The 20,409-nt window shown below is 71.3% G+C and carries 20 protein-coding genes; 16 read left to right on the forward strand and 4 right to left on the reverse strand.

Features of this window, described 5'->3' with window-relative positions; genetic code table 11:
* Positions 1–4 precede the first annotated feature (4 nt).
* The 12 genes from ACIPYQ_RS08315 (at position 5) to ACIPYQ_RS08370 (ending at position 13,020) form a co-directional block, all read left to right on the forward strand.
* A complete protein-coding gene (locus ACIPYQ_RS08315; RefSeq protein ID WP_401247427.1) occupies positions 5–1,096 on the forward strand; it encodes an ABC transporter ATP-binding protein in 1,092 nt (363 codons plus the stop codon).
* Positions 1,089–2,141 carry an ABC transporter ATP-binding protein gene (locus tag ACIPYQ_RS08320; protein ID WP_401247430.1) on the forward strand — a complete coding sequence of 351 codons (1,053 nt, stop codon included), beginning with the start codon at positions 1,089–1,091 and terminating at the stop codon, positions 2,139–2,141. Before ACIPYQ_RS08315 ends, ACIPYQ_RS08320 begins: the two co-directional genes overlap by 8 nt.
* A 123-nt stretch (positions 2,142–2,264) precedes the next feature.
* Entirely contained in the window at positions 2,265–3,191 is a 927-nt protein-coding gene (locus ACIPYQ_RS08325) for a GNAT family N-acetyltransferase (protein ID WP_401247433.1), read from the forward strand.
* A gap of 106 nt (positions 3,192–3,297) precedes the next feature.
* A complete protein-coding gene (locus ACIPYQ_RS08330) occupies positions 3,298–4,929 on the forward strand; it encodes an ABC transporter substrate-binding protein (protein ID WP_401247435.1) in 1,632 nt (543 codons plus the stop codon).
* A 31-nt stretch (positions 4,930–4,960) separates the two neighbouring features.
* Positions 4,961–5,884, forward strand: a complete 924-nt coding sequence (locus tag ACIPYQ_RS08335; RefSeq protein WP_361770363.1) for an ABC transporter permease — start codon at positions 4,961–4,963, stop codon at positions 5,882–5,884.
* Positions 5,877–6,908 carry an ABC transporter permease gene (locus tag ACIPYQ_RS08340; RefSeq protein WP_401247438.1) on the forward strand — a complete coding sequence of 344 codons (1,032 nt, stop codon included), beginning with the start codon at positions 5,877–5,879 and terminating at the stop codon, positions 6,906–6,908. The genes ACIPYQ_RS08335 and ACIPYQ_RS08340 overlap by 8 nt, the downstream gene beginning before the upstream one ends.
* 12 nt (positions 6,909–6,920) lie before the next feature.
* Positions 6,921–7,895 (forward strand): ABC transporter ATP-binding protein, encoded by a 975-nt coding sequence (locus ACIPYQ_RS08345; RefSeq protein ID WP_361770366.1) that lies wholly within the window; start codon positions 6,921–6,923, stop codon positions 7,893–7,895.
* The gene (locus ACIPYQ_RS08350) at positions 7,888–8,931 is read left to right on the forward strand and encodes a dipeptide ABC transporter ATP-binding protein (protein WP_361770369.1); all 1,044 of its coding nucleotides are present in this window, start codon (positions 7,888–7,890) and stop codon (positions 8,929–8,931) included. Before ACIPYQ_RS08345 ends, ACIPYQ_RS08350 begins: the two co-directional genes overlap by 8 nt.
* Positions 8,932–9,325: 394 nt before the next feature.
* Positions 9,326–9,520, forward strand: coding sequence for a hypothetical protein (locus tag ACIPYQ_RS08355; RefSeq protein WP_361770372.1), 195 nt, complete (start codon positions 9,326–9,328; stop codon positions 9,518–9,520).
* A gap of 23 nt (positions 9,521–9,543) precedes the next feature.
* Positions 9,544–10,440 carry an N-acetyl-1-D-myo-inositol-2-amino-2-deoxy-alpha-D-glucopyranoside deacetylase gene (gene mshB, locus ACIPYQ_RS08360; protein ID WP_361770375.1) on the forward strand — a complete coding sequence of 299 codons (897 nt, stop codon included), beginning with the start codon at positions 9,544–9,546 and terminating at the stop codon, positions 10,438–10,440.
* On the forward strand, positions 10,437–10,820 hold the full coding sequence (locus ACIPYQ_RS08365) for a DUF6113 family protein (protein WP_401247443.1): 384 nt from the start codon (positions 10,437–10,439) through the stop codon (positions 10,818–10,820). Before mshB ends, ACIPYQ_RS08365 begins: the two co-directional genes overlap by 4 nt.
* A 358-nt stretch (positions 10,821–11,178) precedes the next feature.
* On the forward strand, positions 11,179–13,020 hold the full coding sequence (locus tag ACIPYQ_RS08370; protein ID WP_401247445.1) for a hypothetical protein: 1,842 nt from the start codon (positions 11,179–11,181) through the stop codon (positions 13,018–13,020).
* 205 nt (positions 13,021–13,225) lie between these two features.
* Here ACIPYQ_RS08370 and ACIPYQ_RS08375 read toward each other — a convergent pair whose 3' ends face one another.
* Both ACIPYQ_RS08375 and ACIPYQ_RS08380 read right to left on the reverse strand, forming a co-directional pair.
* Positions 13,226–14,020, reverse strand: a complete 795-nt coding sequence (locus ACIPYQ_RS08375; protein ID WP_401247448.1) for a transglutaminase-like domain-containing protein — start codon at positions 14,018–14,020, stop codon at positions 13,226–13,228.
* Positions 14,017–15,003 carry a GNAT family N-acetyltransferase gene (locus ACIPYQ_RS08380; RefSeq protein WP_361768969.1) on the reverse strand — a complete coding sequence of 329 codons (987 nt, stop codon included), beginning with the start codon at positions 15,001–15,003 and terminating at the stop codon, positions 14,017–14,019. Before ACIPYQ_RS08380 ends, ACIPYQ_RS08375 begins: the two co-directional genes overlap by 4 nt.
* A 117-nt stretch (positions 15,004–15,120) precedes the next feature.
* Here ACIPYQ_RS08380 and fdxA point away from each other — a divergent pair, with 117 nt between their 5' ends.
* Together fdxA and dapC are read left to right on the forward strand one after the other, a co-directional pair.
* The gene (gene fdxA / locus ACIPYQ_RS08385) at positions 15,121–15,450 is read left to right on the forward strand and encodes a ferredoxin (RefSeq protein ID WP_361768967.1); all 330 of its coding nucleotides are present in this window, start codon (positions 15,121–15,123) and stop codon (positions 15,448–15,450) included.
* A 109-nt stretch (positions 15,451–15,559) separates the two neighbouring features.
* Complete coding sequence (gene dapC / locus ACIPYQ_RS08390; RefSeq protein WP_361768965.1) at positions 15,560–16,654, forward strand: succinyldiaminopimelate transaminase; 1,095 nt, start codon at positions 15,560–15,562, stop codon at positions 16,652–16,654.
* A 76-nt stretch (positions 16,655–16,730) separates the two neighbouring features.
* Here dapC and ACIPYQ_RS08395 read toward each other — a convergent pair whose 3' ends face one another.
* Together ACIPYQ_RS08395 and ACIPYQ_RS08400 are read right to left on the reverse strand one after the other, a co-directional pair.
* Positions 16,731–17,105, reverse strand: coding sequence for an ATP-binding protein (locus ACIPYQ_RS08395; RefSeq protein WP_401247453.1), 375 nt, complete (start codon positions 17,103–17,105; stop codon positions 16,731–16,733).
* 291 nt (positions 17,106–17,396) lie between these two features.
* Positions 17,397–18,392, reverse strand: coding sequence for a hypothetical protein (locus ACIPYQ_RS08400; protein ID WP_401247456.1), 996 nt, complete (start codon positions 18,390–18,392; stop codon positions 17,397–17,399).
* Between the two features lie 85 nt (positions 18,393–18,477).
* Here ACIPYQ_RS08400 and dapE point away from each other — a divergent pair, with 85 nt between their 5' ends.
* Complete coding sequence (gene dapE / locus ACIPYQ_RS08405; RefSeq protein WP_401247458.1) at positions 18,478–19,557, forward strand: succinyl-diaminopimelate desuccinylase; 1,080 nt, start codon at positions 18,478–18,480, stop codon at positions 19,555–19,557.
* A gap of 64 nt (positions 19,558–19,621) precedes the next feature.
* Positions 19,622–20,380 (forward strand): TIGR00730 family Rossman fold protein, encoded by a 759-nt coding sequence (locus tag ACIPYQ_RS08410; RefSeq protein WP_401247461.1) that lies wholly within the window; start codon positions 19,622–19,624, stop codon positions 20,378–20,380.
* The last annotated feature ends 29 nt before the right edge of the window (positions 20,381–20,409 follow it).

Genomic DNA, 20,409 nt, shown 5'->3' on the forward strand with positions numbered 1-20,409 from the left:
CGCGATGCCCCGAGACAACATCAGCAAGCAGGACGAAGGTGGCGGCGTGACGACGTCGGAGATTCTCAGCGTTGCGGAGACGGGTGGCGGGTCCGCCGTGCCGCTGCTGGAGGTGGACAACCTCCAGGTCGAGTTCAAGACCCGTGACGGGGTCGCCAAGGCCGTCAACGGCGTGAGCTACAGCGTCAACGCCGGCGAGACCCTCGCCGTGCTCGGCGAGTCCGGCTCCGGCAAGTCCGTCACCGCACAGGCGATCATGGGCATTCTCGACAGCCCGCCCGGACGGATCGCCGGCGGCGAGGTGCGCTTCCACGGCAAGGACATCCTCAAGATGTCCGACGAGGAGCGCCGCAAGCTCCGCGGCAACAAGATGGCGATGATCTTCCAGGACGCGCTGTCCTCCCTGAACCCGGTCTACTCGGTGGGCGACCAGCTCGGCGAGATGTTCCGGGTCCACCGCGGCATGTCCAAGAAGGACTCGAAGGTCAAGGCCGTCGAGCTCATGGACCGCGTGAAGATCCCCGCCGCCAAGGCGCGCGTGGGCGACTACCCGCACCAGTTCTCCGGCGGTATGCGCCAGCGCATCATGATCGCCATGGCGCTGGCCCTGGAGCCGGACCTGATCATCGCCGACGAGCCCACCACGGCCCTCGACGTGACGGTCCAGGCGCAGGTCATGGACCTGCTCGCGGAGCTCCAGCGCGAGATGAACATGGGCCTGATCCTGATCACCCACGACCTCGGCGTCGTCGCCGACGTCGCGGACAAGATCGCGGTCATGTACGCGGGCCGGATCGTCGAGACCGCTCCGGTCCACGAGATCTACAAGCGCCCGTCCCACCCGTACACCCGCGGCCTGCTCGACTCGATCCCGCGCCTGGACCAGAAGGGCCAGGAGCTCTACGCGATCAAGGGCCTGCCGCCCAACCTGCTCCGCATTCCCGCGGGCTGCGCCTTCAGCCCCCGCTGTCCCAAGGTGCAGGACATCTGCCGTACGGAGATCCCCGTACTGCACCCCGTCACCGAGCAGGACGGCACCGAGCTGCCCGGCCGCGGCAGCGCGTGCCACTTCTGGAAGGAGCAGATCCATGGCTGAGCTCACCAAGAACGCCACCGAGCGCGAGCCGATCCTCCAGGTCCGCAACCTGGTCAAGCACTTCCCGCTGACCCAGGGCATCCTGTTCAAGAAGCAGGTCGGTGCGGTCAAGGCGGTCGACGGGATCTCCTTCGACCTCTACAAGGGCGAGACCCTCGGCATCGTCGGCGAGTCCGGCTGTGGCAAGTCCACGGTCGCCAAGCTCCTGATGAACCTGGAGCGGGCCACCGCCGGCGAGGTGCTCTACAAGGGCGAGGACATCAGCCGGCTGTCCGGCAAGGCCCTCAAGGCCGTCCGCCGCAACATCCAGATGGTGTTCCAGGACCCGTACACCTCGCTGAACCCGCGCATGACGGTCGGCGACATCATCGGGGAGCCCTTCGAGATCCACCCCGAGGTGGCTCCCAAGGGCGACCGGCGCCGCAAGGTCCAGGAGCTCCTGGACGTCGTGGGCCTGAACCCGGAGTACATCAACCGGTACCCGCACCAGTTCTCCGGCGGTCAGCGCCAGCGCATCGGCATCGCCCGAGGCCTGGCCCTGCAGCCCGAGATCATCATCTGCGACGAGCCGGTCTCCGCGCTCGACGTGTCGGTGCAGGCGCAGGTCATCAACCTGATGGAGAAGCTCCAGGACGAGTTCAACCTCTCCTACCTCTTCATCGCGCACGACCTGTCGATCGTCCGGCACATCTCGGACCGCGTCGGCGTCATGTACCTGGGCAAGATGGCCGAGATCGGCTCCGACGCCCAGATCTACGAGCACCCGACGCACCCGTACACCCAGGCGCTGCTCTCCGCCGTCCCGGTCCCCGACCCGGAGGCCCGCGAGGGCCGCGAGCGCATCATCCTCACCGGTGACGTCCCGTCGCCGGCCAACCCGCCGTCGGGCTGCCGCTTCCGCACCCGCTGCTGGAAGGCCGAGGACAAGTGCTCCACCGAGGAGCCGCTCCTCGCCATCCCGGAGCGCTTCAAGGGCCAGACCGGCCCGGCCGCGCACGAGTCGGCGTGCCACTTCGCGGAGGAGAAGGCCATCCTGGCCGTCTGACCTCCGACGGACCCGTACGGTCACGGCCGGTCCCCGGTGCTTCGCGCACCGGGGACCGGCCGTTTCCGCAGGGGTCCCGGAAACCGGTTGCGGCCCCGCGAGCGCGGGACGGAGAGTGAGGCAATGACCCTCACCGTACGGCCCGCCGGGCCCGGGGACGCGGCCGACATCTGCGCCCTCCTCAACGCCGTCGACATGATCGAGATCGGCCGCCCGGAGACCGACCTGGGCACCGTCGAATCCGACTTGAACGCCCCCGACGTCGACCTGGCCACCGACTCCTGGCTCGCCTTCGAGGGCGGCCGGCTCGTGGCCTACGCCCTGGTCTGGGCGGACTCCGGCCCGGGCCGTGTCGACGGGGACCACTACGTGCTCCCCGGCCACGACGAGGCGGCCGTCCTGCTGCTGGAGCGCATGGAGGCCAGGGCCCGGGAGCTGACCGCCGGTTCCGGCGTCCTGCGGCTCCAGCTCAACGTGGCACCCACCCTCGACCTCTCCCACCTCACCGCGCGCGGCTACCGCACCATCCGCCGCTACCAGGTCATGACCCGCTCCCTGTCGCCGGCCGCCGACCTGCCGCCGGCCGTCCCGGCCGGGCTCACCCTGCGCCACTGCGCCGACGACGAGGCCGACCGCCACCGGGCCCACGCCCTGATCGAGGAGACCTTCGCGGCTCACTTCGGCCATGTGGACCGCCCGTACGAGTCCTGGCTGGACCACATCGACGGCCGCCGGCTCGACTGGTCCCTGGTCTGGATCGCGAGCCTGCCCGGCCAGGGCGACGCGGCCGTCCTGCTCAGCCGGGACGACCGGACCAGCATGGGCTGGGTGGGCCACATCGGCGTACGCAAGGAACTGCGCGGCCGCGGCCTCGGCGGCTTCCTGCTGCGCCACTGCTTCGCGGTGTACGCGGCGCGCGGCCGGGACACCGTGGGCCTCGGCGTGGACATCCACAACGAAACGGGCGCACTCGGGCTCTACGAGGCGCACGGCATGGGCCTGCACTACGCGGTCGACTCCTGGGAGCTGCCGTTGCACTCGCAGGGGTGACAGGCGCGTGACGCGCGGGTGCAATCGGTCCAACGAGGAGTGTGCGGGCCCCCACATAGGGTGACATTGGCCCCTAAGCGAGTCAGGGACCCCTAGGAGGCACTCCATGCGCGGAGCCACCCACGCCAAGTGGGCCGCATGTGCGGTGGCCGTCGCCCTCGCGGCGACGGCCTGCGGCGGCGGAAGCGACAGTGGCGGGGGCGGCGGCGAGGCCGGGATCGTCAGTTCGTCCTGGGGTGACCCGCAGAACCCGCTGGAGCCCGCCAACACCAACGAGGTGCAGGGCGGCAAGGTCCTCGACATGCTCTTCCGGGGTCTCAAGCGCTACGACCCGAAGACCGGCGAGGCGGACAACATGCTCGCCGAGAAGATCGAGACGACGGACAGTCAGAACTTCACGATCACGCTGAAGGACGGCTGGAAGTTCAGCAACGACGAGCCGGTCACCGCCCAGTCCTTCGTGGACGCCTGGAACTACGGCGCGGACGTGCGCAACAAGCAGAACAACTCGCCGTTCTTCTCCGACATCGTCGGCTACCAGGACGTGCACCCGGCCTCCGGGGAACCGACGGCGAAGACGATGTCCGGCCTGGTGGTGAAGGACCCCAAGACCTTCACCGTGGCCCTCAAGAACAAGTTCTCCACCTGGCCCGAGACCCTCGGCTACCAGGCGTTCTCCCCGCTGCCCCAGGCCTTCTTCACCGACCACACCGCCTGGCTGAACAAGCCCGTCGGCAACGGCCCGTACACGGTGGACTCGTACACCAAGGGCACCGGCATGAAGCTGCGCAAGTGGGACGCGTACCCCGGTGCGGACAAGGCGCAGAACGGCGGAGTGGACCTGAAGGTCTACACCGACAACAACACCGCCTACACCGACCTGATCTCCGGCAACCTCGACCTCGTCGACGACATCCCGGCGCAACAGCTGAAGAACGTCAAGAACGACCTCGGCGACCGGTACATCAACCAGCCGGCCCTCATCATCCAGACCCTCACCTTCCCGCTGTACGACGCGCAGTGGAGCAAGCCCGGCATGGAGAAGGTCCGCCAGGGCATCTCCCGGGCGATCAACCGCGACGAGATCACCAAGCAGATCTTCCGCGAGACCCGCACCCCCGCCAAGGACTGGACCTCGCCGGCGCTCGGCGAGAAGGGCGGCTTCTCCTCCACGGTCTGCGGCGACGCCTGCGTCTACGACCCGGTCGAGGCCAAGAAGCTCATCCAGGAGGGCGGGGGGCTCCCCGGCGGCAAGGTCACGCTGACCTCCAACGTGGACACCGGCTCGCACCGCGACTGGATGGACGCCGTCTGCAACAGCATCAACAACGCGCTGGGCGAGGGCCCGGTCTGCACGGTCAACCCGATTGGCACCTTCGCGGACTTCCGCAACCAGCAGAGCAGCTTCAAGCTGACGGGCCCCTTCCGTTCCGGCTGGCAGGCCGACTACCCGCTGATCCAGAACTTCCTCCAGCCGCTCTACTACACCGGCGCCTCCTCCAACTACGGGAAGTTCAGCAACCCGGACTTCGACAAGCTCGTCGACGAGGCGAACCAGGAGAGCGACCAGACCAAGGCCGTCGCCAAGTTCCAGGACTCCGAGAAGATCCTCGCCGAGCAGATGCCGGCCATCCCGCTCTGGTACCAGAACGGCAGCGCGGGCTACGCCGAGCGGCTCTCGGACGTGGCGCTCAACCAGTTCAGCGTCCCCGTGTACGACCAGATCAAGGTCAGCTGACCCACGTTTCGGATCGATCCTGGAGCAGTCCATGGGACGTTATGTGATCCGGCGGCTGCTCCAGATGATCCCGGTGTTCATCGGCAGCACGTTCCTGATCTTCTTCATGGTGTACGCGCTCGGCGACCCCGTCGCGGCCCTCTTCGGCGACAAGGCGCCCGACCCCGCCACCGCCGCGCGCATCCGCAAGGACCTCTACCTCGACCAGCCCCTGTGGAAGCAGTACCTCCACTACATGGGCCAGATCTTCCAGGGCGACTTCGGCACGGCCTTCAACGGCCAGCCCGTCACCGAGCTGATGGCCAGCGCCTTCCCCGTGACCCTGCGCCTGACCATGGTCGCGATCTTCTTCGAGGTCGTCATCGGCATCACCCTCGGCGTGATCAGCGGCCTGCGCCGCGGCAAGACCGTCGACACCTCCGTGCTCGTGGCCACCCTCGTGGTCATCTCGGTGCCCACCTTCGTGACCGGCTACCTGCTCCAGTACCTCTTCGGCGTCAAATGGGGCTGGGTGCGGCCCACGGTCTCCCCGGACGCCCCCCTCAACGAGCTGATCCTGCCCGGCATCGTGCTCGCGCTGGTCTCCCTCGCCTACGTCACCCGCCTGTCGCGCACCTCCATCGCCGAGAACGTCAAGGCCGACTACGTCCGCACCGCCGTCGCCAAAGGACTTCCGCGCCGCCGGGTCGTCACCCGCCACCTGCTGCGCAACTCGCTCATCCCCGTCGTCACCTTCATCGGCACCGACATCGGCGCGCTGATGGGCGGCGCCATCGTCACCGAGCGGATCTTCAACATCCACGGCGTCGGCTACCAGCTCTACCAGGGCATCCTGCGCAACAACTCCCCGACGGTGGTCGGCTTCGTGACGATCCTCGTCATCGTCTTCCTGCTGGCGAACCTGCTCGTCGACCTGCTCTACGCGGTCCTGGACCCGAGGATCCGTTATGCCTGAGCCCGAGCCCCCCGAGCGCGCCGAAGGCCCCGGCGGATACGACCCCGTCGGCCCCCGCCGGCACGAGGCGGTCTCCCCCACCGGCCAGGGAGGACCCATGGATCTCGCGCTGGAGGAGGCCGAGAGCGTCGAGGGCATCGAGAAGAGCGCCGGGCCGACCGGCCCCGGGCCGCGGGAGAAGGCCCGCTCCCTGTGGTCCGACGCCTGGCACCAGCTGCGCCGCAACCCCGTCTTCATCGTCTCCTCGCTGATGATCCTCTTCCTCGTGATCATCTCGATCTGGCCGCAGCTCATCGCGAGCGGCGACCCGCTCCAGTGCGACCTGTCCAAATCGCAGCAGGGCTCCTCCCCGGGCCACCCCTTCGGCTACGACACCCAGGGCTGCGACGTCTACACCCGCACGGTGTACGGGGCGCGCGCCTCCATCACCGTGGGCGTCTGCGCCACCCTCGGCGCCGCCCTGCTCGGCTCCGCGCTCGGCGGGCTCGCCGGCTTCTTCGGCGGCTGGGGCGACGCGCTGCTCTCCCGGGTCGCCGACATCTTCTTCGGCATCCCGGTGGTCCTCGGCGGCCTGGTGTTCCTGTCCGTCGTCACCAGCACCACCGTGTGGCCCGTGGTCGGCTTCATCGTGCTCCTCGGCTGGCCGCAGATCGCCCGCATCGCCCGCGGCTCGGTGATCACCGCAAAACAGAACGACTACGTCCAGGCCGCCCGGGCCCTCGGCGCCGGCAACGGCCGGATGATGCTGCGGCACGTGGCGCCCAACGCCGTCGCCCCGGTCATCGTCGTGGCCACGATCGCGCTCGGCACGTACATCGCCCTGGAGGCCACCCTGTCCTTCCTCGGCGTCGGCCTGCGCCCGCCCACCGTCTCCTGGGGCATCGACATCTCCAACGCGGCCTCGCAGATCCGCAACGCCCCGCACATGCTGCTCTGGCCGGCGGGCGCGCTGAGCCTGACCGTGCTCGCCTTCATCATGCTCGGCGACGCGGTGCGCGACGCCCTCGACCCCAAGCTGCGCTGAGGAGCCCCGCACATGCTGCTCGAAGTCCGCGACCTGCACGTGGAATTCAAGACGCGCGACGGAGTCGCGAAGGCGGTCAACGGTGTCGACTACTCGGTGGACGAGGGCGAGACGCTCGCCGTGCTCGGTGAGTCGGGCTCCGGTAAATCGGTGACCGCCCAGGCCGTGATGGGGATCCTCGACATGCCGCCGGGCCGGATCGCCGGCGGCGAGATCCTCTTCAAGGGCAAGGACCTCCTCACGATGAAGGAGGAGGAGCGGCGCAGGATCCGCGGCGCCGACATGGCGATGATCTTCCAGGACGCGCTCTCCTCCCTGAACCCGGTCCTGAGCGTGGGCAAGCAGCTCGGCGAGATGTACGAGGTCCACCGCGGGATGTCCCGCAAGGACGCCAGGACCAAGGCCGTCGAGCTGATGGACCGGGTGAAGATCCCGGCGGCGAAACAGCGGGTGGGGGACTTCCCGCACCAGTTCTCGGGCGGCATGCGCCAGCGCATCATGATCGCCATGGCGCTGGCCCTGGAGCCCTCGCTGATCATCGCGGACGAGCCGACGACGGCCCTGGACGTGACCGTCCAGGCCCAGGTGATGGACCTGCTGGCGGAGCTGCAGCGCGAGCTGAACATGGGCCTCATCCTGATCACCCACGACCTGGGCGTGGTCGCCGACGTGGCCGACAAGATCGCCGTCATGTACGCGGGCCGGATCGTCGAGGCGGCCCCCGTCCACGAGATCTACAAGGCGCCCGCCCACCCGTACACGCGCGGACTGCTGGATTCCATTCCGCGCCTGGACCAGAAGGGCCAGGAGCTGTACGCCATCAAGGGCCTGCCGCCGAACCTGTTGGCCATTCCGCCGGGCTGCGCCTTCAACCCGCGCTGTCCGATGGCCCAGGCCCGCTGCCGCGCCGAGGTCCCGCCGCTCGCGCAGGTGGCCGGGGAACGGACCAGCGCGTGCTTCTTCTGGAAGGAGTGCCTCCGTGGCTGAGTCCCTTCTGGAGGTGAAGGACCTGGTCAAGCACTACCCGCTGACCCAGGGCATCGTCTTCCGCAAGCAGGTCGGCGCGGTCAAGGCCGTGGACGGGGTCTCCTTCGACCTGCGCGCCGGGGAGACGCTGGGCATCGTCGGCGAGTCCGGCTGCGGGAAGTCGACCGTGGCCAAGATGCTGGTCAACCTGGAGCGGCCGACGGCGGGTTCGATCCTCTACAAGGGCGAGGACCTCACCAGGCTGTCCGGCCGCGCCCTGAAGGCCGTGCGCCGCAACATCCAGATGGTGTTCCAGGACCCGTACACCTCGCTGAACCCGCGGATGACGGTCGGCGACATCATCGGCGAGCCCTACGAGATCCACCCGGAGGTGGCTCCCAAGGGCTCGCGCCGGCAGAAGGTCCAGGACCTCCTCGACGTGGTCGGTCTCAACCCGGAGTACATCAACCGCTACCCGCACCAGTTCTCCGGCGGCCAGCGCCAGCGCATCGGCATCGCCCGCGGCCTCGCGCTCCAGCCCGAGATCATCGTGGCCGACGAGCCGGTCTCCGCGCTCGACGTCTCCGTGCAGGCGCAGGTCATCAACCTCCTGGACCGCCTCCAGAACGACTTCAGCCTGTCCTACGTCTTCATCGCGCACGACCTGTCGATCGTGCGGCACATCTCCGACCGGGTCGGCGTCATGTACCTGGGCCGGATCGTGGAGATCGGCACCGACAGCCAGATCTACGACCACCCCACCCACCCGTACACCCAGGCCCTGCTTTCGGCCGTTCCGGTGCCCGACCCGGAGGCCCGCGCCCACCGCGAGCGGATCATCCTCTCCGGCGACGTGCCGTCCCCGGCCGACCCGCCGTCGGGCTGCCCCTTCCGCACCCGGTGCTGGAAGGCCCAGCCCCGCTGCACGGCCGAGGTCCCGCTGCTGGCGGTCCCGCAGGCCTTCCCCCAGGGTCCGGCGGCCCACCCCTCGGCGTGCCATTTCGCGGCGGAGAGACAAGTGGTGCCGCCGGCGCCGCCGAAGGGCGCGCAGGACTAGCCCCCGCCCCGTCCGTCCTGTCCTGTCCGTGGGACGGCCGCCCCGCCCATCGATGATTTCCGGCCACCCGCGGGGTGTGAGGTGAGGGTGTGGCCGCCGCCCCCGCAACACGGTTTACACGGGGGCAACTTGACCGTTTCTGCCCCGAGATCTGGGGCATGCAGCCTGGGTGGCGTGCGGCCGTGCGGGTGCCGACAGCCGGCCGGGGAGGCGTACGGCCGCCCCGGCCGGCCTCCCCGTGACCCCACCCGTGCGCGCCATGCGCCCCTCGTGCTGCCGGATTTCGATCGATGCGCTGGCACGGATAGTTATGATCCGTAGCGCACGGTGGGTATGACTCTCGCCGAGCGCGAATGCGCGTACCGATGTCCGCTCGACGTGGAGGTGAAACGCCGTGGCACTCTCGATCTCCGCCGTGGTGCTGCTGGCGATCATCGTCTTCCTGCTGGTCCGGAGGGCCGGCCTGAAGGCGGGACACGCGGTCGTCTGCGTCCTGCTCGGCTTCTACCTGGCGAGCTCCACCGTCGCGCCGACCCTCAGCCAGCTCACCTCGAACGTGGCGACCATGATCAGTGGCCTCAAGTTCTAGCCCTGGCCTCGTAGGCTAGGTCCATGAACGGTCTTCCCGCCCGTCGTCTGCTCCTCGTGCACGCGCACCCGGACGACGAGTCGATCAACAACGGCGTCACCATGGCCAAGTACGCGGCCGAGGGCGCCCACGTCGCGTTGGTGACCTGCACCCTCGGCGAGGAGGGCGAGGTCATCCCGCCCGGCCTCGCCCACCTGGCGGCCGACCGCGACGACACCCTCGGCGCCCACCGCGTCGGCGAGCTCGCCGCCGCCATGGCCGAACTGGGCGTCCACGACCACCGGTTCCTCGGCGGCCCCGGCCGCTTCCGGGACTCCGGGATGATGGGCGCCCCGCAGAACCACCGCCAGGGAGCCTTCTGGTCGGCCGACGTGGACGAGGCGGCCGCGTACCTCGTGGAGGTGATCCGGGAGCTGCGCCCGCAGGTGCTCGTCACGTACGACCCGCACGGCGGCTACGGGCACCCGGACCACATCCAGGCCCACCGGGTCGCCATGCGCGCCGCCGAACTGGCCGCGGAGACCGCGTACCGGCGCGACCTCGGCGCCCCGCACGCGGTCGGGAAGATCTACTGGAACCGCGTCCCGCTCTCCGTGGTCGAGGAGGGCTTCGCCCGGCTGCGCGCCGCCGGGGACGGGAACCCGTTCCCGGGCCTGGGCTCGCCCGAGGACGTGCCGGGGGTCGTCGCCGACGAGCGGATCACCGCCGAGATCGGGGCCGAGGAGCCCATCGTGGCGGCGAAGGCGGCCGCCATGCGGGCCCACGCCACCCAGATCGCCGTGGACGGGCCCTTCTTCGCCCTCTCCAACGACCTGGCGCAGCCGCTGTTCACGCGCGAGTACTACGAACTGGTCGAGGGCCGGCCCGGCGCCCCGGAGGGGACGCGCGAGCACGACCTCTTCGCGGGGGTGCAGGCGTGACCGGCTTGCTGACGGCGGGCCGGATCGCCGGCTGCCTGGGCCTGGTGGTCGCGGGCGCGCTGACCGGCGCGGCCGGCTGGCTGGTGGTGGACCTGTGGTTCCCCGGCGGCCTGCTGCTCGGCCTGCTGGCCCTCTTCGGGCTCTTCCTCGGGGGCCGGATCGCCCTCGGGACCGCCCTCGGGGTGGGCGGGGCCGCGGCCGGCTGGTTCCTCGCGTACGTGATGCTCAGCGTCCCGCGACCCGAGGGGGACTTCCTCCTCAGTTCGTCCGGAATCGGCATGTACGTCTACCTTTTGGGTGGAACGGTGCTCGCTGTGATGTGTGCCACGATGCGCGGCCCGCTGGACCGGCCGGTTTCGGCCGCTCGGTCTGCCAAGTGACGTGGTGTCGGACCTCGTAGGGAGATCGGCGCGGGGGGGCGCGAAGGGGCTCTGGGGGCGGTTCAGGGGGGTTTGGCGGGCCTGAGGGGGAACCCCTGATTCCCGGCCGTCAGTTGCGCGCGGGCGGCGGCCAGTATGGTGGACGGGCCGCCGAGCTGCCCGCGCACGGTATGACGGGCGGCGGAGCCAACCGGGAGAACCTGCCTTGAGTCGTGAAACCGACAGTTCGTCCTCCGGGCCCAAGGGGCACGGCGGAGCCGCATACCCCTCGGGGACGCCGCCGTATGGAACCGGCCAGCACCCGTCCACGACTGTGCCGTCCGGACCTGGCGCGCCGACCGCTCCGGAGGAGAACCCTGTGACCTCGAAGCCGTCCACGCCCGAATCCGACGGGCCCAAGACCGAGACCACCCTGACGACCCGGATCCGGATCAACATCCCCGGTTCCCGGCCGATCCCGCCGGTGGTCGTGCGCAAGTCGATGGGCACCAACTCCGGCCCGGCCGCCGCCGCGCCGGAGCAGGAGCCGCAGTCCACGCCCGAGCCGCCGCTCGCCCAGCGCCCCAAGCCCCAGCCGACGCGGATCGAGGCCGAGCGGGAGCCGGAGCCGGCCCGCGCCCAGGGCCCGGCCGAAGCCGAGGAGCCGGCCGCCAGCAACTGGTTCGCCCCCCGCAAGCCGGCGGGCACCGCGCCCGCGGCCCCGGCGCCCGCCGCGCAGATGCCGCAGGCCGCGTCCGCCCCGCCGCCCCCGCTCGCGCAGCGGCCCGTACCCGGCGCCGCGCCCCGCCCGACGCCGCCCCCGCCCGTGCAGGGCGGCGGCTACGCGCCCCCGCCGCGCACCCAGGCCCCGCCGGCGGCGCCGGACAGCGCCTACGCGCCGCCGCGCACCCCGCCGCCGCCCGTGGCGGACTACGGCACCGGCTACGCCCAGCCTCCGGCGCCCGCCGCCCCCATGCCCGGCGGCCCCGGCGTCGGGTCCACCCAGGGCTTCCCCGTGTACGGGAGCGACCAGGGCGACGGCGGCCCCGTCACCGAGGCCTTCCCGGTCTACGGCGACGGGCCCGGCGGCCCCGCCGGACCCACCGGCGGTCCCGGCTTCGGCACCGGCCCGCTCGGCGGCCCCGGCGGCGGACCCCGCGCCGAGGCGCCGAGCTGGCCCGGCCCCGAGCTGGACGCTCCGGTGCCCACCCCCGTACCGGTACCGCGCCCCGTGCCCGTGCCGCCGAAGGCCGAGGCCGCCGAGCCGGCCAAGCCCGCCAAGAAGGGCCGCTCCAAGCTGGTCCTGCTCGGCGGCGGGATCGTGGCCCTGATCGGCGTGGCCTACGGCGCCGGGCTGCTCCTGAACCACTCCGACGTCCCCAAGGGCACCACCGTCCTCGACGTCGACATCAGCGGCAGCCGCGACGAGGCCGTGGGCAAGCTCCAGACGGCCTTCGGCACCCGCGCCGCCACCCCGATCCAGCTCAGCGTCGGCGGCAAGCAGGTCGAGCTGAAGCCCGACAAGGCCGGGCTGACCCTGGACAGCCAGACCACCGTCCGCAACGCGGCCGGCAGCGACTACAACCCCGTCACCGTCATCGGCTCCCTGCTCGGCAACCAGCGCGTCGCCGACCCCGTGATGCCGGTCGACGAGGAGAAGCTCCAGGTCGCGCTCCAGGAGCTCGCCGGCACGGCCGGCTCGGTCACCGAGGGCACGATCACCTTCGACACCGGCAAGGCCGTCGCCGTCCCCGGCAAGCCCGGCACCACCCTGGACGTGGACGCCTCCGTCGACCTGGTCACCAAGGCCTTCCGCGACCAGGTCGCCACCGGCAAGGCGGCCGTGCCCGAACTGCCGACCACCACCAAGGAACCGGCCGTCAACCAGGCCGAACTGGACCGGGCGATGAAGGAGTTCGCGGAGCCCGCGATGTCCGCCATCGCCACGGTCAAGGCGGGGGGCAAGTCCCTCCCCTTCGGCTCGAAGTCCCTGCCGAAGTTCCTCAGCATGCAGGCAGTGGACGGCCGCCTCACCGAGAAGTTCGACCTGGAGGCGCTCAAGGCGGTCTACGGGAACAGCTTCGACGGCGTCCTGATCACCCGCGGCACCGGCGCCAAGACGGCGGTCACCCCGCAGGACGTCGCCGGCGCCCTCGGCAAGGCCCTGCGCGGCAAGACCCCCGCCGAGCGGACCGTCGTCATCGAGACCAACGCGAGCTGACCTCCGCCGCGCCACGACGGACCAGTGCCCCCGCCCGGACCCCGGGCGGGGGCACTGCCACGTCCGCCGCATGACATCTGCGGGGCTCCTCAAACGCCGGAGGGGCTGACATTGCCCTGCGGGCAACCCGGCCCCGCTGAGCGGACGGCCTCGGCAGATCAAGCCTCGCCGGCGATTGAGGCGCGGGGTGCGGGGCAGAGCCCCGTCAGTTCAGCAGGGCGCGGGCGGAGACGGCCTCGGCGTGGATGCGGGCCGCCGCGTCGGTGTCGATCGCGGCGACGACGTCCGCGTACGCGTCCAGCGCCGCCGCCCCCTCCTGGAAGGAGCCCCGTTCCACCAGCAGCCGCGCCCGCTCGTACCGCAGCGCCGCAGGATGCGACGGCAGCAGCAGTGACAGTTCGAGCGCCCACAGGGCCACCCCGGACTGCTCCGGGCGGGTCGACGCCCACGCCCGGATGTTGGCCAGGATCCGCAGCACGATGTCCAGGGTGCCGGCCGGCGTGCGCGGCCCCGACGCCAGTTCCGCGGGCCCGGCGCCCAAGGACGCGCCGCCCGCGAAGGGGTCCACGACCACGCCCTCCTCCGGGTCCCCGAAGCCCACCACGAAGTGCCCCGGCAGCCCCAGCCCGTACACCGGCGCCCCGGCCCGCCGGGCGACCTCCAGCCACACCACCGACAGCAGGATCGGCAGGCCGCGCCGCCGCCGCAGGACCTCGTGCAGCAGCGAGGACGACAGCCGGCCGTAGTCCGCCGGGGTGCCGTGGAAGCCGAGCCGCGCGCCCAGCACTTCCGTCACGGCCGACGCCCACGCCCGGGCGCCCCGCAGTCCGTACGGCAGCATCCCGGCGAGCCGGTCCAGCTCGATCTGCGCCCAGTCCATGGCGCGTTCGTCCAGGTCCGGGTCCGCCTCCGTCGCCAGCAGCAGGCACAGCAGGGCCAGATCGGGCCGCTCCGAGCGGGCCTCCGCCGCGAACTCCTCCCGCCGGTCCGCCGGACTCACCCCGCCGCCCGGTAGTGGTGGTAGGTGTGGTGCGTCGCGAAGCCCAGCCCGTCGTACAGGGCCAGCGCCGCCGCATTGTCCGTCTCGACCTGCAGCCACGCCGCCGACGCTCCCTCCTCCAGCGCCTTGCCGGCCAGCGCGGCCATCACCGCCGTCGCCAGGCCCTCCCGCCGCTGCACGGGATCGACCGTCACGGCCGAGAAGCCGGCCCAGCGCCCGTCCACCACGCACCGCCCGACCGCCCGGCCCCCGGGCAGCGCCGCGAACCACACCGACGGGCCCTCCACCAGCAGCCGCCGGGCCACGTCCGGGTCGCCGACCTTCCCGTAGCGTCCGAGCCATTCCTCGTCCGGGACACGGGTCAGTCGTACGGATCCGGCGGCGGGCGCCGCCACGTCGGCCACCGTCGCCAGCGCCCCGATCCGTACCTCCGCCGACACCTCGGACGCCCAGCCCCGCCGTTCCAGCTCCGCGCAGAGCAGCTCCTGCGTGCCGGCGGCTCCGGTCGCGGCCTGCACATAGGCCGGAAGCCCTCGTTCCGCGTACCAGGAGGTCACTCGCGCGAGTGCATCGTCCAGCGGTATCCCCGGGTCGCCCACCGCCAGCACCGAATTGGCCCGCCGGGTGAAGCCGGCGGACGCCCGCAGCGTCCAGTCGCCCAGCCGCTCGCTCTCCAGCGGCTGCCAGGACCGCGCCGCGATCCGCGACAGCTCCTCGAAGGAGGCCGCCGGACCCCGCCGCCGGGCCGGCGCCGGAGGCACCGTCTTGCCCGCGACCAGGGAGGATTCCGCGATGCGGACGGACTGCCCGTTCTTCTTTGTGATCAGCAGCACACCCTGGTCCCAGGATGTGAGAACACCGACCGTGTCCGTGAACTCGGGTGATCCGCTCAGCCCGGCCTCCACCCGTCGTACAGAGACTCGTTTACCCACGTCAGCCGGGGTAATTCGGACTTCCAGCAGTCCTCCGGCGTTGATTTCCACAGCTCTGTCCGCCCCTCCTGTTCGGATCGTGCCCGGGAACGGAGATACTAGGTGCGGGCATCGACGACGCCGCGCTCCCGCGCGATATGGAAAGCCCTACCGAGGAGGAACGAGAGCGTGACCTACGTCATCGCGGAGCCTTGTGTCGACGTCAAGGACAAGGCATGCATCGAAGAGTGCCCCGTCGACTGCATCTACGAGGGCCAGCGGTCCTTGTACATCCACCCGGACGAGTGCGTCGACTGTGGTGCGTGTGAGCCGGTCTGCCCGGTCGAGGCCATCTTCTACGAGGACGACACTCCGGAAGAGTGGAAGGACTACTACAAGGCGAACGTCGAGTTCTTCGACGAGCTCGGTTCGCCCGGTGGTGCCTCCAAGCTGGGCCTGATCGAGCGCGATCACCCCTTCGTCGCGGGGCAGCCTGCCGGCATCAACAGCGAGCACTGACCTTTTCAGGCAGACGCGCCCTCCGGTCCCGTACGGCCTCGTCGCCGCACGGGACCGAGGCGTTTGCGGACCCGCTACCAGCCAGTACTCAGAGAGAGCAGAGACCATCGTGGCCGCAGTATCCGACCGTCTTCCCGCCTTCCCCTGGGACAAGCTGGAGCCGTACAAGAAGACGGCGGCGGCCCACGCGGACGGCATCGTCGACCTGTCCGTCGGCACGCCCGTGGACCCGGTCCCGCAGCTGATCCAGCGCGCCCTGATCGAGGCCGCCGACTCCCCGGGCTACCCGACCGTGTGGGGCACGGCCGCCCTGCGCGACGCGATCACGGGCTGGGTGCGCGGGCGCCTCGGCGCGAGCGCCGCCGAGCACCGCAACGTGCTGCCGGTCGTCGGATCCAAGGAACTGGTGGCCTGGCTGCCGACCCAGCTCGGCCTCGGCGCCGGCGACAAGGTCGCCTACCCGCGGCTCGCCTACCCGACGTACGAGGTCGGCGCGCGGCTGTGCGGCGCCGAAGCGGTGGTCTACGACGACCCGACCGAGCTCGACCCGTCCGGTGTGAAGCTGCTGTGGCTCAACTCCCCTTCCAACCCCACCGGCAAGGTCCTCGCCAAGGAGGACCTCGTACGGATCGTGGCCTGGGCGCGCGAGCACGGGATCCTGCTCTTCAGCGACGAGTGCTACCTGGAGCTGGGCTGGGAGGCCGAGCCCGTCTCCGTCCTACACGACGAGGTGTGCGGCGGCTCGTACGAGGGGATCGTCGCCGTCCACTCCCTCTCCAAGCGCTCCAACCTGGCCGGCTACCGGGCGGCCTTCATCGCCGGTGACGCGGACGTGCTCGGCGAGCTCCTGGAGATCCGCAAGCACGGCGGCATGATGACCCCGGCCCCGGTGCAGGCGGCCACGGTGGCGGCGCTCGGCGACGACCAGCACGTCGAGGAGCAGCGCGAGCGCTACGCGGCCCGCCGCGCGGCGCTGCGTGCGGCCCTGGAGGCGCACGGCTTCCGGGTCGAGCACAGCGAGGCGAGCCTCTACCTGTGGGTGACCCGGGACGAGCCCTGCTGGGAGACCGTCGCCCACCTCGCGGACCTGGGCATCCTGGTGGCGCCGGGCGACTTCTACGGCGAGGCGGGCGCACGGTTCGTGCGCGTCGCCTTCACCGCCACCGACGAGCGCGTCGAGGCGGCGGTCAAGCGCCTCGGCTGAGCGCCGGGCAGCGCCGGGAACAGCCCGAGGGGGCCGGGAGTTCGCACTCCCGGCCCCCTCGGTGTTTCCCGCGGCGTCAGCCGCCCAGCGGCGCGCCGGGCAGTCCCGCCGGCAGGACAGCGCCGGCACCGCCCACGGGCAGCTCCGAGACCGGCAGCTGGGACACGGGGAGCTCCTTCGTGGGCAGCCCGCCGAGCAGGCCCCCCGCCTTGCCGGCCACGTCGGCGGCCGGGGCCGGCAGGGTCTCGGCGGTGGAGCCCACGGCGTCGGTGGCCGCGCCCGTGGTCGCGTCGGTGGCGGCTCCGGGCGCGTCCTGCGCGGTGAGTGCGCCCAGCGGCACGGACTCCAGACCGGCGGCGCTGGCCGCGCCGGCCGCACCGACCACGGGCGCTGCCCCGGCTGCGAGGAGCAGCGCGGCACGGGCGATCCGACGGGTCAGGGGGAGAGACATGTTGCTCCTAAGCGGTAGCGGCTGAGTACGCCGTGACTAACCGCTCGCGGGGCGGGAGGAGTTGCGGTGCCGGATGGTAAAGGATCGGTAACGCATCGTTTAATCGGCTTCCGCGACAAGCGCATTGGATGCGGGCCGACCAGGGCTTCCGTGTCTCCAGGGGGTCATGGCCCGGCGAACGGATCACCCTCGCAGGGGTGATCACTCGTACGCGCGCCCGGGGGTCCGTCCCGGCGTGTCGCGGGGCCCCGGCGGATGGCCGCCCCCGGCGCCCCCGGCGCGCCGTGGACGTCAGCGGGCCATGAAGATCCGCACCTCGTCCGGGTTCGAGTTGCGGGGATCCCCGTCGCCGTCCTTCGCCCCCGTGCCACCCTTGTGCTGCCACTGCCCCCGGGCCTGGCCCCCGATCCAGGCGCTCAGGCCGAAGGACACCCGGGCGATGCCCATGTCCTTCGCGTGGGCCACGGCCCAGTAGGCCATCGCACGGCTGCGGCGCGAGGCGGCCTCACCGCCGCCCTTCTTCTCCATCAGGGTGACCTCGACCTCCGGGCCGTCCTTGCCTTCGACGCTGACCCGGCCGGCCTGGCCGGACCGGCCCGGATCGCCGATCCGGGGGGGAATGGTGTGCAGGCCGTCCTCGCCGAAGATCCGGATGATCTCGCTCCGTACCTTCTCCGGATCGCCCGGCCCGGCGGGCTTGGGGCCGCCGCACTCCAGGATGCCGTCGCCGCCGAAGGCCGCCGTCAGCACGGTCGCGTCCGGCTCGTGCTTCGCGTACGCCTGCGGGAACCCGCTGCGCTGCACCTTCTGCGCGGCCACCGTCAGCGGCAGCCGCGAGTACCCCGGCACGTCGACGAGGTGGTCGTAGAAGATGCCGGCCGAGTAGACCGGGTCCCTGATCTGCTCCGGCGTGCCCCAGCCCATCGAGGGCCGCTGCTGGAAGAGGCCCAGCGAGTCCCGGTCGCCGTGGTCGAGGTTGCGCAGCGCGGACTCCTGCATGGCCGTCGCCAGCGCGATGGTCACCGCCCGGTCCGGCAGGCCCTTCGCGACGCCGACGGCGGCTATCGTCGCCGCGTTCGCCGCCTGCTCCGGGGACATTTCGTACGATTCGGAGGTTCCGTCGTAGTTGCCCGAGTACACCCTGGCCGTGCAGTACGGGGCTCCACCACCGCCGTTCGAAGCGCGTTGCACGGCGAGGTAGCCGATCACCGCGAGGAGAACGAGCAGACCGACGGCCGCGCGCAGCGGCCGGCGGCGGCGAGGACGGGAATCACGGTTCTCGGACACGCGGCCCACCGTACTTGAGGCATATGACGCGTCCACCGGCCGGACGGCGAGGTCCCGCCCCAGTCCGGGGCGTTAGGGTCATTCCATGTCCGAATCCGAGCTGGACCTCACCCTGGACGCCGCCGAGCTGACCGCCCGGCTCGTCGACATTCCGTCCGTGAGCGGCGACGAGAAGGTACTCGCCGACCTAGTGGAAGACGCGCTGCGCGGCCTGCCCCACCTCACCGTGGACCGCTTCGGCAACAACGTCGTCGCCCGCACGCACCTCGGCCGCGCCGAGCGCGTCGTGCTCGCCGGCCACCTCGACACCGTGCCGATCGCCGACAACGTCCCGTCCCGCCTCGACGAGAACGACGTCCTGTGGGGCTGCGGCACCACCGACATGAAGTCCGGTGTCGCCGTACAGCTGCGCATCGCCGCGACCGTGCCCGAGCCGAACCGGGACCTCACCTTCGTCTTCTACGACCAGGAGGAGGTCGCCGCCGACCTCAACGGCCTGGGCAAGGTCGCCGAGGCCCACCCCGACTGGCTGACGGGCGACTTCGCGGTGCTGCTGGAGCCCTCCAACGCCGAGGTCGAGGGCGGCTGCCAGGGCACCCTGCGCGTCCTGCTGCGCACCGCCGGCGAGCGCGCGCACTCCGCCCGCAGCTGGATGGGCTCCAACGCCATCCACTCGGCGAGCCCGATCCTGGCCCGGCTCGCGGCGTACGAGCCGCGCAAGCCGGTCATCGACGGCCTGGAGTACCACGAGGGCCTCAACGCGGTGCGCATCGAGGGCGGCGTCGCCAACAACGTGATCCCCGACGCCTGCACGGTGACGGTCAACTTCCGCTACGCCCCCGACCGCAGCGAGGCCGACGCGCTCGCGCACGTACGGGAGGTGTTCGCCGACTGCGACATCGCCGAGTTCGTCGTGGACGACTCCTCCGGCGGCGCCCTCCCCGGCCTCTCCCACCCGGCGGCCGCGGCCTTCATGGAGGCCGTGGGCGGCCGCGCCATGCCGAAGTTCGGCTGGACGGACGTCTCCCGCTTCAGCGCGCTGGGCGTCCCGGCCGTCAACTACGGCCCGGGCGACGCCCTGCTGGCCCACAAGGTCGACGAGCGGGTCGAGACGAAGGCGATCCTGCACTGCGAGGAACGACTCCGTGCCTGGCTGACCTCCTGAATTCCGCTTCTCGTCACCTTTGTGCGCCTACCCTGATCCAACGATCAGCAGGAGGGAGCACATCATGGGCAACCCCGAAGGTACCGCTCGTCGTCGGCCCGAGGAGCAGCAGCTCGGGCCGGTGCTGAGGAGGCGGAGCCAGATCAAGGCGGGCAGTACGACGGACCAGCGGCTGCTGGACTCCGCCGGGCCCTCCGAGTGGGTGCACACCGATCCCTGGCGGGTCCTGCGCATCCAGTCGGAGTTCATCGAGGGCTTCGGCACGCTCGCCGAGCTGCCGCCCGCGATCAGCGTGTTCGGGTCGGCCCGCACCGCGGCGGGCACCCCCGAGTACGAGGCGGGCGTACGGATCGGCGGCGCGCTGGTGGACGCCGGCTTCGCGGTGATCACCGGCGGCGGCCCGGGAGCGATGGAGGCGGCCAACAAGGGCGCCCGCGAGGCCAACGGCGTCTCGGTCGGCCTCGGCATCGAGCTCCCGTTCGAGCAGGGGCTCAACCAGCACGTCGATCTCGGGCTGAACTTCCGGTACTTCTTCGTCCGCAAGACGATGTTCGTGAAGTACAGCCAGGGCTTCGTCGTCCTGCCGGGCGGCCTGGGCACGCTGGACGAGCTGTTCGAGGCGCTGACCCTGGTCCAGACCCAGAAGATCACCCGCTTCCCGATCGTGCTGTTCGGCACGGAGTACTGGAGCGGCCTGATCGACTGGCTGCGGGGCACCGTGATCGCCCAGGGCAAGGCCTCGGAGAAGGACCTCTACCTGTTCCACGTCACGGACGACGTGGACGAGGCGATCGCGCTGGTGACGAAGGAAGTCGGCAAGTAGCCCCACCGGCCCGGGCCACCGCGGCCCGG

Origin of the sequence: Streptomyces sp. NPDC090045 (assembly GCF_044747975.1) — a bacterium.
In the GTDB taxonomy this organism is placed as follows: Bacteria; Actinomycetota; Actinomycetes; order Streptomycetales; family Streptomycetaceae; genus Streptomyces.